A 12,950-nucleotide genomic window follows, 5' to 3' on the forward strand; every position below is an offset into this window, starting at 1 on the left:
TTCTAATTGCTAATTGCTGATTTCTAATTGGGGGAAGAGCAGATGCAGTCGATGTGTCGGTGTTCTGCAATTAGCAATCAGCAATTAGAAATCAGCAATCAAAACCCGGCTCATCCAACCGGTAATGTCGGATCTTCTTGTAAAGCGTCGTTCGATTGATATCCAACTGCTTCGCTGTCTCCTGCCGATTCCACTCGTTGGCTTCCAACGCCGCGAGCAGAATCTGACGCTCCGGCGCTTCCATCGCCTCGGCGAGCGGCGTCGGCGTCCAGCCCGACGCGAGCGCCGGCACTTGAATATGCCCACTTTCGCGCGTCGCGTGGCCGTTGCTCGAAACACTCCGCAAGCCACCGCCACCCTGTCCCACCGCCTCGGGCAAATCCGTAGGCTCGATCAGCGTCGCTCGACTCAACACCACCGCCCGCTCAATCGCGTTCTCCAACTCACGCACATTGCCCGGCCACGCATACGCCCGCAACGCATCCATCGCCGACTCCGACAGCTTCCGCTCCTTGCCCATCTCCTGGCAATGCCGCTCAAGAAAATGCTCCGCCAGCAACGGAATGTCACCCGACCGCTCGTGCAACGTCGGCATGTGCAGGTTCACCACATTGATGCGGTAATACAGATCCTCACGAAACGAACCCGCCTCAACCAGCTCTTCCAACGGCTGGTTCGTCGCAAGAATAAACCGCACGTCCACCTGCTTCGTCTGCGTCGAACCGATCGGCTCGAACGCTTTCTCCTGCAACACGCGAAGCAACCGCAGTTGCAACGCAGGCGTCGCCGAGTTGATCTCATCGATAAACAGCGTTCCCCCGTCGGCGGCGAGGCACTTGCCCGGCTTGTCCGTGTCCGCCCCCGTAAAAGCTCCCTTCACATGCCCGAACAACTCGCTTTCCAGCAGCGTCTCCGGAATCGACCCGCATGAAAAGTTCACAAACGGCCCGCCGCTGCGCGGGCTCATCGCGTGCACCGCCTTCGCGACCATCGTCTTGCCCGTGCCCGATTTGCCCGTGATCAGCACCGTTGTCTTCGTCGGCGCGACCGCCTCGATCAGGTCGTAGACCTTCTGCATCCGGTAGTCAGCGCCCACGAGGTTCGCCATCCCGAAACGCTCGCTTAACGTGCTCCGAAGCGTCTGATTCTCCGCGACCAGCACATGCTGCGTCTGCGCGCGATTCACCGCGAGGTGCAGTTCGTCGTCCACGATTGGCTTGGTGAGATAGTCCGCAGCGCCCAGTTTGATCGCTTCCACCGCCGACTCGATCTTGCCGAAGTCGGTGATGGCGATCGGCACGACAGCCGGGTGCTTGTCGCGCAGGTCGCGCAACGTCGCCATGCCGTCGCTGCCGGGCATGTCCAGATCGAGCACGACGATGCCCACCGCCCCGCTTTCGCCCGGCTGATCGAGCAGCCCCATCGCCTCGCGCGACGAGTTGGCCGTGACCACCACCTGCCCCTGCTCGCGCAGAAAGTCCGCCAGCGACTCGGCCACGATCGGGTCGTCGTCAACAATCAAGATGCGCGTCACTTCAGGCATGGTCAAACAGCACCGCCGCACAGTCACAGTCACGGACCCATGTCGCCAAAAAGCAACACGCCCTACTGTTTATCGACCAACACCATGATGTCATTGAGAAACGTCTGCCGCGCCAATGAGCACCGAACGATGCTCGACGACAACAGGCCGATAAAAAGACTCGTCACGCCGCATGGTCGCGAACGAAGCGGTCGTACCAATTGCTTCCGGTCGACAACGGGTCGCTGCCTGCGGGCAGTTCGCCCAGCATATTCACCCGGCAGGCGTGCACCGCGGCGGACCGCACTTTCGACATCGCCTTGCCCACCAGATCACTCACCAGCGCCGCCTCCGGCGCATCGTCAGCGAACGCGACGTTGAGAATCATTTCCCCATGATCGCCGCGTACGCAAAGCACCGCGCCCGGCGGGTCGGCCGTCGCTTCGTCACCCCCTGCACCTTCAACGCATATGACAAGGCTCAGGCTTGTCACCACGCGCGAACGATCGATCTCGCCGCCGGCCTTCTGCACCGCCGCGATGACCGCGTCCAGGTCATGGGGTCGAATTTCTCGGATGGACACTGCCATGCCGATCCTGTCTCCTCTGAGACTCATCATCGGTCGATCGCGTGTCCTACTTTCGCACCACCGCGTTTTACGTCCCTACGCCACGCCCACCGCTTCCGCGTCGCGGTCGCTGAGCATGCCCCCATCGCTGCGCTGCTTCACCGAGCCGTCGCGCTTCCACGACCGTTCGCAGCGCGGCTCGCTGCGCAGGTCGAGCACTTCCACGCCCGCCGTGTCTTCGCGAAGCTCCACTCGGCTCACCCCGCACAGGTCCGCCAGATCCGCCGGCGCGAACACCTTGGCAAACGACTCGGCCTGCTCGCTCACGCCGATCGCCAGCCCGAGGTCCAGCGGGTTGTCGATGTCCATGCGCTGCCGTGCGTTTTCCATCGCACGCAGCCAACCGTCGCGGGCCTCGATCACCTTCGGCCAGTTCGAGTTCACCACCACCGGCCGCGGCTCGGGCAGCTTCGCCAGGTGCACGCTCTCCGCGTCATCGCCATGCAGCGCATGCCACGCCTCATCCGCTGTGTGCGGCATCAGCGGCGCGAGCAGCCGAACGATCCCGTCCGCGATCTGGTGCAACGCCGTCTGCGTTCGCCGACGCCGCGGCGCGTCGGGCTTGTCGCAATACAGTCGATCCTTCACCGCGGTCAGGTACACCGCACTGAGCGTGTCGTTGCAGAAGTGAAACAGCCGTTCGTGCACGCGCCGGAACTGGTAGCCCTCGTAACTGTCGCGCACTGACGTCACCAGTTTCGCCAGCTCTTCCAACGCCCACGCATCAATGCTCGTCGCGTCCGCATCGGTCATCGGCCGAGCGTCCGTCTTCGGGTCGAAATCACTGAGGTTGCTCAACAGGAAACGGATCGTATTGCGAACCTTGCGATACTCCTCGCCCGCGAGCTTGAAGAACGACTCGTCCACCTTGATGTCGTTGTCCGTGTTCAGCGAGCTGACCCACCATCGGCAAACGTCCGCGCCATACGTCTTGAGCAGTTCCTCCACCTCCAGCGTATTGCCGAGGCTCTTGCTCATCTTCTTGCCGTCCTTGTCGACCATGAACCCATGGGTCAACACCGTGCGGAACGGTGAATGCCCGGTCGCCCCCAGCGACGGCAGCAGCGAGCTTTGGAACCAGCCGCGATGCTGGTCCGACCCTTCCAGGTACAGGTCCGCCGGGTATCCGAGATGGCGCTGCCGAAGCACGGCATGCCACGACGTGCCCGACTCGAACCAGACGTCGAAGATGTCGTGGCCCTTGCGAATTTCGGATTTCGGATTTCGGATTTCGGATTTGGCCCACGCCGGTGCGTCGGGGTCGATGTCCGGGTGATAGGTTGCCAGCAGTTCGTTTGCTTCCAGTTGGAACCACGCGTCCGAGCCTTTTTGCCGGATGACTTCCGCCACTGCCCGCACGCTCGCGGCCGTCAGCAGCACTTCGCCATCTGCGTTGTAGAACGCCGGGATCGGCAGCCCCCACGCCCGCTGGCGCGACACGCACCAGTCCGGCCGAGACTCCAGCATGCCGCGCATCCGGTTGCGACCCCACGCCGGCATGAACTCCACTTCGTTCGCTGTCACGTTGAGCGCCCGCTCGCGCAGCGATGTTTGCGTATCATTCTTCCCGTTGCCTGCCTTTTCGTGCACCGCGAACGCCTTGTCCACCGCGATGAACCACTGCTCCGTCGCGCGGAAGATCACCGGCGTCTTGCCCCGCCAGTCGTGCGGATAGCTGTGGCGGAACTTGTGGTCGTGGAACAGATGCCCCGATTCGCGCAAGTGTTCCACCACCGTCTCGTTCGCTTCCCACACCCGCTGCCCGCGCAGCCAACTCGGAGCCGTGTCGTCAAACGTGCCGTCCGGCAGCACGGGGCAATAGATCGGCAGCTTCTCGCGCAAGCCCGTCTGATAGTCCTCCACACCATGGCCCGGCGCGGTGTGCACCATGCCCGTACCGTCTTCCAGCGTGACATACTCCGCACCAACCACGCGGCGCACGTGCTCGTCCTGCGCGAACGGATGGCGATACTCCAGCCCCAGCATCAGGTCGCCGGTGAATGTCGCGATCGGCTCGTCCACGTTCTCCGCACCCACCACCTGCCCGAGCACCTTCTCCGCCAGGCTGGTCGCCACCACCACGCTCTGCAGCTTGCCGTTGAACGTGACGTTGTAAAGCCCGTACTCAAACCGCTCGTTCACCGCGACCGCAAGGTTGGCAGGCAGCGTCCAAGGCGTCGTCGTCCAGATCATCAGGTGAATGCGATCCGCAGGCAGCACATCGGTCGGCACGGGCAGATGGTTTTCCTGCCACGAGTCATGGTCCGCCTCGAACATCACGAACACGCTCGTGTCTTCGCGGTCTTCGTACTCCAGTTCCGCCTCCGCCAGCGCCGTCTGATTGTCGATCGACCAGTGCACCGGCTTGAGTCCGCGATACACTACGCCGCGCGACACCAGGTCGGCGAACGCCTCCAGCACACCCGCCTCGTACGCCGTGTTCATCGTGAGGTAAGGCTGCTCGTAATTCGCCAACGTCAGCAGCCGCTGCATCTGCTTCGCCTGCAGCTTCACGAACTTCTCCGCGTACTGCTTGCAGCGCTGGCGGATCTGCATCGGCGCCATCTCGCGTGCTTTTTCGCCGAGGTCCTGCACAACCTTGTGCTCGATCGGCAGGCCGTGACAGTCCCAGCCGGGCACGTAGGGGCAGTCGAAGCCCGCCATCGTTCGCGAGCGGACGACGAAGTCCTTCATCACCTTGTTCAGCAGATGCCCCAGGTGAATCGACCCGTTCGCGTAAGGCGGGCCGTCGTGAAAGACGAACCGCCCCAGCGGATGTGGCTTATCGCGCAGCGTGCGGTAAAGCTCCGCCTCTTCCCACCGCTTCAACGAGGCCGGCTCGTTCTGCACGAGGTTGGCCTTCATCGAAAAGCCGGTCTTCGGCAGGTTCAGCGTCTTCTTGTACGTCCGATTGTCAGCTTGCTGGCTCATGGTGTCTCAGATTGGTCAGGCATCTATTTTTATCAAGGCGATTCGCCGCGTCGCTCAAGCGATCACGGCCCGCCCCCTGTTTCACGGCGACCCGCAGGGGCCACAAAAAAACCCCGCCAACCGGCAGGGCTCGCTCTCTACCACATGCAGATCGCCCTCGACCGGTCTACAACAGACGGCCCATCATAATCATCGCCATGCGAATCTGCGTGGGGCGGGTCACCATGCTTTCAGTATAGGGGTCGGCCCCGCCACGGCAAAGCAGACGCAGCGCCGCACTTCAAAACCCGCCCGCGAAGTGACCGTGCCGCCATTCATACGTACAGCGAGTCGAGATTTCGCGACGGCAAGCGATCACAAAGCATATTCGTAATCTGCTTTTCACAAATTACTTACACTCCAATACGCCCTTTGCCGAAAGTCATTGGTACACGCGGCCTCTGCACTTGCAACATTTAGCCGCGGTGCTTGCACCGCGCTCTTCGAACGTGCGGCCCCGAACGCCCGGGCCATCTGCCCCACTCGCGGAGCGAATATCTCTCGCCGCGGAATAATATTGACATACTGGGGGCTATACCGTTGAGTCCGGACGAGGCAACGCAACTGCAGGACCATGGACCAACAGGCATTCCGAGAATTGCTGCTGGCCGAGATGGATTCGCTATATCGCATGGCGATGCATCTGGCGCGGCATCCCGACGAGGCGGCCGACCTCGTGCAGGAGACGTACCTCAAGGCTTTCAAAGCCGAGGCCAGTTTTGAACTGCGCCCGCAAGGCGTTCGGCCGTGGCTGTTCAAGATCCTGCACAACAGCTTCTATACCCGCGTGGGTAAGAAGCGGCGTGAGCCGACCATTGCGGACGATCTCGCACACCAGGCCGTGCCAAGCGAGATCGACAACCCCGCCCCGGCGTGGGACCTGGAAAGCCTGGACTGGGAACAGGTGGACGATCGGCTGAAACACGCCATCGACGAGTTGCCCGACCACTACCGTGAAGTGCTTTTGCTCTGGGCGGTGGAAGGGCTGAAGTATCGCGAAATCGCCGACGTCCTCGGCGTGCCCCTGGGCACGGTGATGAGTCGGCTATACCGGGCCCGCGCGACCTTGTCGACGAAGCTGGCGGATCTGGCAGGTGAACTGGGTATCGCCGTCGCGGTGGAAAGTGGATGAACACGTCGCCGGGCGTGCTGTTGCAAAGCGTAAGTGAGGATGGCAAGTGACTGGTGAACTGTGGATGACCCCGTTGGACTGACGTTTTCCCATGACCGACTCGATTTGCTCCCGCGCCCCCTCGAGCGTCGGGTCGGCCATGGGAAAACGACAGTCGACATGAGTATGCGTGATGAAAAAACCCCTCGATGACAAGCAGATGCGATGTTACCTCTCGGCTTTCGCCGACGGGGAACTCGACGTGGAGCAAAGCCTCCAGGTGCTCGAGCGCATGGCCATGGACCCGCAGATGACCCGGCGGGTGTTGCATCAGCAACAGCTTCGCCAGCGCGTGGCCCAGACGATGGGGAACGAAAAGCTCAAGACGCCCGACGCGCTCAAGCAGCAGATCATGGCGTCGGCCCGGCAAAGCAGCTCACCGCAACAAGCCGCCAACGCCGCCCGGCGAAACCGCTGGTCGCTCGTACAACGCTGGCTACCTACCACGATCGCCGCGGCACTGCTGCTGACCGCTTTGCTGACGGTTCAGTTCGGCAGCGGCGGCGGGGCCCGCCCGGGCCTTACCGAGTACGCCGGCATGAACGGCAGCGACACCGCCGCGGTCGTCAACCTCGCATCCGCTGACCGCTTCGGCCGACGACACGTCCGCTGCTCGCGCGACATCACCCCGCTGTTCAACACCGACCGCTTCCCCGATCAGGTCACCGCCCTGCCGCGTTCGATTGAAGGGTTGCTTGGCAAGAAATTCACCGGCCCGCCGCTGGACTTGTCACTGCTCGGCTACGAGTACCAGCAGGCCGGCGAATGCCTCATCCCCGGCAGCAGGTCCGTGCACGTGCTCTACCGCGCCGCCGACGGCTCCGGCCGATCCGACTCGCTCAGCCTCTGGATCACCGCGGAGAACACCGACCTCGATCTTGAGCCCGGCCGACTCTATACCGCCGTCGACGATGAAAAACCACACCCCCTGCTCATCTGGCGGCACGAAGAATTGACCTACTACCTCGTCGGCGACTCCATGCCCCGCGTCCACCAGGTCGCCCAGGCCATGGCCAGTCGTTAATCGCTCTTCGAACGCCCACGGCCGCCCGGCCGTGGGTCGCCTACGGCCGCGGATGAAACCGCGTGATCACTTCCTTCAGCCGACTCCGATCCACATGCGTATAAATCTGCGTCGTCTGTAGATTCGAATGCCCGAGCATCTCCTGCACCACGCGCAGGTCCGCCCCGCCTGCCAGCAGATGCGTCGCGAACGAATGCCGCAGCATGTGCGGATACACGTTGCCCATGCCTGCCCGCCGGGCGTGTCGCTTGACCACCTGCCACACCACCACCCGCGTGATCGGCGAACCCGTGCGCGACACGAACAACGCGTCGCTCGCCGGCTGCGTTTTCACCAGCGTCGGCCGAGCCTCCTCCACCCACCGCGTCACCGCCGCCAGCGCCGGCCGACCTGCGGGCACGATTCGCTCCTTGTTCCCTTTGCCCACCACTTGAACGATGCCCAGCGACGTGTGCACCCCCGCCACCGTCATCGCTGCCAGCTCACTGGCCCGCAGCCCGGCCGCGTAGAGCAGTTCCATCATCGCCGCATCGCGCAGCCCCAGCGGGTGATCCAGTTCCGGGCTGGCGAGCAGTCGTTTGACCTGTTCGCGTCCCATGACGGTGGGCAGCCGCTGCCACGCCGAGGGCTGGGCGAGCAGTTCCGCCGGGTCTTCCGGCAGCTGGCCGGTGGAGGCAAGAAAGCGTCCGAAGACACGGATGGTCGCCATGTGGCGGGCGATGGAGCTGGTCGCGAGGCCCTGCTGCTGGAGGGCGTTGACGTGGGCGCTGATGCGGTCGAGGGTCAGTTCATGCCAGCCGACGCAGCCCTGCTCGACCATCCAGATCCACAGATCGCGCAGGTCTGCCGCATAAGCGGACAAGGTTGCACTGGCGAAGCCGCACTCGATCTTGCAGTAGCTGAGAAACTCACGAACCGACGGCTCGAAGCGCGACGGCGGGCCGCTGCTCGCTCGGGCGGGGGCTGCGGGGGAAGGGGATGGGCTCGCCGCCTTCTCGCGTGGGCTCAGCCCTGCCAGGGCCTGTACGGGCCGGGCGCGGCGGTTGCCTGCCTTCGACGGTGATGGTGATGGTGAGGCGGTTGGATTCACGCCGCTGCTGCTCCCGCAACAACTGGTGGTAGATCGAACAGCATTCATGCCCGCCGTTGGCACAGACATGAAATGCCTGCTCCAGACGACGCAGGCTGAAACGGTCGCTGCATCGCGCATCGTCTTTGTCGAGATACGGACACGCCGATTCGATGACATTCCCGAGCCTGGCCATACGTCTTGCCCTCTCGTTCGGATTCCATCAACTGTTATCGGCCGCCCCTTCCGCCAAACGTGAAGATTTTTCCGCCTTCTTCACCCCCGCTCGGCCCCGGGATCGGTGCCCGCTTGAAGGTTCCTGCAAGTTCTCTAGAATGCTGTGCTCCGGAGCCGACGTAGCTCAATCGGCAGAGCGAGGGATTCATAAGCCCTAGGTTACAGGTTCAAGTCCTGTCGTCGGCATTGCATTGGGGCGCATTTTGGGGCGCGGCTTGCGCCCACTAAAAACAGCTCTAAAACTTCCGCAAAAACACGCGATACTTAACGGTCGGTATCCGGCCGACCCGATTTTTCGCGATTTTCGCCCCCCACCCCCTACACAGCCCCCGCGGCAGCCCTACGCCGTCCGCTGTGCCTTCGCCTCGCCGTCGAGGTCCGGCAACAGCCCCATCGCCGCCTGCTCGTCACCGGGCATACTGTGCGTGTACAGCCGCATGGACCGTGCCGAAGAACTGGTTGATGAGGCGGCGGCCAAGGTCTCGGGCTGGATGTCAGCGGCGGGGCAGTTGGCCCTGTGGGGCGGCATGCGCGTGCGCGAAGAGGCGGAGGACCTTCGAAAGCAGTGGCACGAGCACGATTCAGATTCCCCTTCAGGAAGATCAGCATCCGGAGGAAGCGCTGGCCCTGGCGGCGGGCATCTCCCTGGCGGCCGGCTCGCCCTGGGGCGGCTGCGTCGCTCGAGCCAGCCAGGTGCCCGTGCTCGCGAGTGATGGCACGTTCGACGGCGATACCGCCGAGTCCAGCGAGCTCGTGCCCGGTGATGTGGTTGCGTTGCGACACCTACACACGGCAGACGCAACCGCGCCTGATGTCACTACCGACCGAAGCAGATGAACCAACGTAACGCACGACCTATCCAGCGACGCGATGACGACCGCTTCGAAGCCGTGTCGCCGACCAAGGGGCTGGGAATCGCCAAGCGATCCAAGTTGATGATCGTGGAAGATGCTTCACACGCGCATGAGTCCCATCGTTAGTGTCAATCCTGCCTCGCCGTCACGTCATCACATGAGCGTCTGGCAGCACCACCGCCCCGCCCTGCTTCCGCTGTCGGCGACGAAAAGCCGCGTAAAAACAGCATCGCTAGCTGCGTGCCGCCAGCGGAAGCTCTGGGCGCGCGGTTTGACAGAGTCAGTGCAATCGGGCTTGCCAGGCAAGCTGTTCGCACAGCGTCATTACGCCCGACGCCTTCCCAGCATCAGCGCCAGGCCACCCAGCAGCAGAGCGCTCGAGCCCGGTTCGGGGATGAGCAACTGACTCTGATCGAGCACGCCATCGGAATAGCGCACGTCGCCGATCGCGGGGAAGGAATAATCCCAACCAACGTACATCGCGAGGTTCGGGTCGCCGGGGAACAGACTTTCAAACCCCTCCCAGATCGACACGCGTTCATGCTGCAACGGACCGCCGTTCGTCAGGTCCTGAAGATAGAAATCGATAAAGCGATCTTCTTCGTTCTCGCCGGTGCTTACCGCAAACGCCACGTAATAGTCGACATCGGCCGAGACCTGGAGCGATGAGTTGTTGATGGTATGGTCGCTGACGAAATCGCCCGTCTCCGGATGATATAGCGACATCGTTAAGGCGCCGTCGCGTACGCCGGCACGGAACTGATCACCATGCCACCGGCTAGCCAACAGGTGGTGCGCCCCCTCGACGTCGTTGGCGTTGAAAAACGTTTCGATAGTAAAGCTGTCACGCGAGAAGGCGGTGCCGCTGCTGAATGTACGGATGCGACCAGCGCTGGCATTGATCCCCCACTGGTTGACTTCGCTATCGTTAAAGTTCCCATCCGGATTGGGAATGGGGTTGGGGAAGGCAGCCCCTGGTCCTTCCGCGGGGAGTTCCAGGCGGGTCAACGTCCCATCCGTTGCTCGCATGGCGTTGTTGCCCGCCTTGTCCTCCCACCAGGTACCAGAAGAGTTGGGCTGGCCGTCCTCCCCTTCCCATGACCAGTAGTTCAATGTCTGGGCATCGACCGCCCCGGCGAGGCAGCCGCTGGCCACCAGCGCCACCGCGCCGGCCTTGAAGTGAACCGAGTTGCAGGTAAGAAGCGATTTCAGTGCATGAAACATCTTTCAGGTCTCCATAAAAATCGTTGCCGGGAAGTCAGATAAAACGGCCTCAACGGGCCAAACGTCGAAAGCTGCTACGATCAATTCTGTTTAATATTCATCATGTGATCCTCCTACTTCGTCGTCAGTAATTTGAAATAGGGGATTCACAATCGCTTTCCTCAGAAAGCGAACAAATGAAACCATCTCACCCAGGCGGTCAATCACGCGGACGCAACAAGGCCTCCCGCGACGGCGCGAGCAATGGCGGAATGCCGCGAATGTCGATATGCACATCGCCGAAGTGCATGGACGACGAGGATGGCCGGTCGAGTTGAAGCGTCCACACCTCGCCTCGGCTCGGCGCCGGGCCGGGATACTCGACCGCGAACTGACGCACCGCCACCGTGTCGTCAACGTGATACACGACATCGCCATCGGGGTTGATCAGTCGGGCCTGGATCGCTTCAGAGGATCCTTCACCTGAAACGTCAAGCGTGAACTCTTCCGTGCCGCGCGGCACCCAGAAGTAAAATTCACCCCGCGCCTGTTTCAGGTTGAGGCGGTCATCACCCACCGCCAGGTTCACTCGATGGCTGCTTTCAGTCACCGCGAGCGTGTTGCGGATGCGATCCGTCTGAATCCGGTATATGCCCGTCGTCTCCGCACTGAACTGCACGTCGGTTTCGTCTTGAAACGGAGCCTCCACTTCATGCACCACGTCGCCCGCCGGATCGAGAACCTGCACTCGCAACGCCTGCGACTCAAGCCTGCCAAGCTGGGCATGATCCAGACGCAACGTGACCGTGTCGCCTTGCTCGGCGTACAGCACGAACCGCGTGTCGGTTGATCGACCGCGGACGCGCGCCCCCTCAAAGCCGTAGTCCGCCAACTCGCTTTCACTTTCAGGCTCAAGCTCCAATCCATCGAGAGTGAAGCGCGGCAGGTCGACCCATTCGTCAACCTCAGTCCATTCGCTCAATCGTTCTGGCGTGAGTTCAACTTCGCGCTCGCTCCCATTGGCCACGAGACGCAGCGTGCCCGTGACAGCTTCCAAAGGCAGGCCACCTGCGAAGTCGGTGTAGCCGATTGGCGTTCGGTCGAGCGGATCGTGAATCTCGAGGTTTTCAAAAACCACGCCCCCCACCGGATCGACCGCGCCGGCACTGCTGTGAAACATGATCGGCCGACGGTTTTCGTCATCGACAACCGGGTTGATCAACGCGCTGTCGACAATGCGAAGCATCGGCTGCGAATGGCTTTTTTCGATCGCGATGCCCCGGCCGCGGCTGTCTTCAAAGCGGCAGTCGACCACCTCGATCACACCTTCCAGATGCCGCTGCGACGCGGAGTTCGTGCGAACACGCAACCCATCGCGATCACCGACAGATCGACAATTCTCAAGCCGAATCGACACCGGTTCCTTCAGGCTCGGCAGCCAGATCATGTAACCGCCGCCCGCGTTGTTCCGGGTCAGGCAGTTGCGCATCACCACGTCCTGAATCACCTGGTCGTCGCGGAAGGGCTCGAAATCGATCCCCGCCTGCGGCGGCGTGCCGCTCGTGGTTTCCAAGACCGTGTCCTCAATCAGCAATCCCCGGACGCTGATCACGCTGATGCCCTGCCGATGGTTGTCACGGCAGACCACATCACGAATCACCACGTTTTCACAGTAATTCGGCCTGTTCGTCCGCGTCGTGCCCTGCGTGCCCGAAATACCAATGTAAATGCCATCCCCCCCACTGGCCTCGAACGTCAACCCGACAATCTCAACATCCTTCACGCTGTAAAGCGCCAGCAAGTGCCGCCATTCACTGTGGGTATAGGCGTCGCTCTGGTAATCGCTTTTGCGCATGCGAAGCGTCGCACCATAGCCTTCAAGTTTCAGGTTCTCGGTCTCCACCGCCACGAACAGGAAGTCGTACCGATCGTGAAAGCGTCCTTCCTTCGCTTCGACAACCACGCCCTCCTCAAATACGACCGTCTGGTTGCTGGCCAGCTCGATCGTCTCACGCACCATCCAGGGCGTGCCCATGTCCGGCACGATCACACGCGCGGCACCGGAGTTGATCGCCGACTGCAACGCATCCGTCGCGTCGTCCTCATTAAACCCCCACCACGACGCATCGGCGGTGTCGACCTGCCCCGCCTCCACCTTTTGAATCATCTGTGCGTCTTCCTCCGCCAGCGCCCATGCCGGGGCGCTGGCGGAGATTGCCACGACGACAGAGGCGCACGCGGTGAATCGCAAGGGTGATCTGAATGCGAGGCT

At 62.3% G+C, this 12,950-nt stretch carries 9 protein-coding genes and 1 tRNA gene; 3 read left to right on the plus strand and 7 right to left on the minus strand.

The window, feature by feature from the left end:
• Window positions 1–91: 91 nt before the first annotated feature.
• The 3 genes from ACERK3_13990 to ileS form a co-directional block, all read right to left on the minus strand.
• Window positions 92–1,543, minus strand: coding sequence for a sigma-54-dependent transcriptional regulator (locus ACERK3_13990; protein MFA9479397.1), 1,452 nt, complete (start codon window positions 1,541–1,543; stop codon window positions 92–94).
• A 163-nt stretch (window positions 1,544–1,706) separates the two neighbouring features.
• On the minus strand, window positions 1,707–2,111 hold the full coding sequence (locus ACERK3_13995; GenBank protein ID MFA9479398.1) for a hypothetical protein: 405 nt from the start codon (window positions 2,109–2,111) through the stop codon (window positions 1,707–1,709).
• A 75-nt stretch (window positions 2,112–2,186) separates the two neighbouring features.
• Window positions 2,187–5,081 carry an isoleucine--tRNA ligase gene (gene ileS, locus ACERK3_14000; protein ID MFA9479399.1) on the minus strand — a complete coding sequence of 965 codons (2,895 nt, stop codon included), beginning with the start codon at window positions 5,079–5,081 and terminating at the stop codon, window positions 2,187–2,189.
• A gap of 613 nt (window positions 5,082–5,694) precedes the next feature.
• Here ileS and ACERK3_14005 point away from each other — a divergent pair.
• Window positions 5,695–6,252, plus strand: coding sequence for a sigma-70 family RNA polymerase sigma factor (locus ACERK3_14005; GenBank protein ID MFA9479400.1), 558 nt, complete (start codon window positions 5,695–5,697; stop codon window positions 6,250–6,252).
• A 172-nt stretch (window positions 6,253–6,424) separates the two neighbouring features.
• On the plus strand, window positions 6,425–7,315 hold the full coding sequence (locus ACERK3_14010) for an anti-sigma factor (GenBank protein MFA9479401.1): 891 nt from the start codon (window positions 6,425–6,427) through the stop codon (window positions 7,313–7,315).
• Between the two features lie 40 nt (window positions 7,316–7,355).
• Here ACERK3_14010 and ACERK3_14015 read toward each other — a convergent pair whose 3' ends face one another.
• Both ACERK3_14015 and ACERK3_14020 read right to left on the minus strand, forming a co-directional pair.
• On the minus strand, window positions 7,356–8,177 hold the full coding sequence (locus ACERK3_14015) for a site-specific tyrosine recombinase (protein MFA9479402.1): 822 nt from the start codon (window positions 8,175–8,177) through the stop codon (window positions 7,356–7,358).
• A gap of 46 nt (window positions 8,178–8,223) precedes the next feature.
• Complete coding sequence (locus tag ACERK3_14020; protein ID MFA9479403.1) at window positions 8,224–8,580, minus strand: hypothetical protein; 357 nt, start codon at window positions 8,578–8,580, stop codon at window positions 8,224–8,226.
• A gap of 154 nt (window positions 8,581–8,734) precedes the next feature.
• On the opposite strand from ACERK3_14020, the gene ACERK3_14025 reads away from it, so the two are divergent.
• Window positions 8,735–8,807 (plus strand) — tRNA-Met (locus ACERK3_14025).
• Window positions 8,808–9,799: 992 nt separating this feature from the next.
• Here the strand turns inward: ACERK3_14025 and ACERK3_14030 are convergent.
• Both ACERK3_14030 and ACERK3_14035 read right to left on the minus strand, forming a co-directional pair.
• Window positions 9,800–10,699 (minus strand): PEP-CTERM sorting domain-containing protein, encoded by a 900-nt coding sequence (locus ACERK3_14030; protein ID MFA9479404.1) that lies wholly within the window; start codon window positions 10,697–10,699, stop codon window positions 9,800–9,802.
• 199 nt (window positions 10,700–10,898) lie between these two features.
• Window positions 10,899–12,929, minus strand: a complete 2,031-nt coding sequence (locus ACERK3_14035) for a hypothetical protein (GenBank protein MFA9479405.1) — start codon at window positions 12,927–12,929, stop codon at window positions 10,899–10,901.
• Window positions 12,930–12,950: the final 21 nt, after the last annotated feature.

The sequence above is a fragment of the Phycisphaerales bacterium AB-hyl4 genome (assembly GCA_041821185.1).
Classification (GTDB): domain Bacteria; phylum Planctomycetota; class Phycisphaerae; order Phycisphaerales; family Phycisphaeraceae; genus Natronomicrosphaera; species Natronomicrosphaera hydrolytica.

What these genes read in the sequence shown, in the direction of transcription:
- ACERK3_14010 (MFA9479401.1), top strand. Translation starts at nt 6,425, where the DNA reads ATGAAAAAACCCCTCGATGACAAGCAGATGCGATGTTACCTCTCGGCT.
- ACERK3_13995 (MFA9479398.1), bottom strand. Translation starts at nt 2,111, where the DNA reads ATGGCAGTGTCCATCCGAGAAATTCGACCCCATGACCTGGACGCGGTC.
- ACERK3_13990 (MFA9479397.1), bottom strand. Translation starts at nt 1,543, where the DNA reads ATGCCTGAAGTGACGCGCATCTTGATTGTTGACGACGACCCGATCGTG.
- ileS (MFA9479399.1), bottom strand. Translation starts at nt 5,081, where the DNA reads ATGAGCCAGCAAGCTGACAATCGGACGTACAAGAAGACGCTGAACCTG.
- ACERK3_14005 (MFA9479400.1), top strand. Translation starts at nt 5,695, where the DNA reads ATGGACCAACAGGCATTCCGAGAATTGCTGCTGGCCGAGATGGATTCG.
- ACERK3_14030 (MFA9479404.1), bottom strand. Translation starts at nt 10,699, where the DNA reads ATGTTTCATGCACTGAAATCGCTTCTTACCTGCAACTCGGTTCACTTC.
- ACERK3_14020 (MFA9479403.1), bottom strand. Translation starts at nt 8,580, where the DNA reads ATGGCCAGGCTCGGGAATGTCATCGAATCGGCGTGTCCGTATCTCGAC.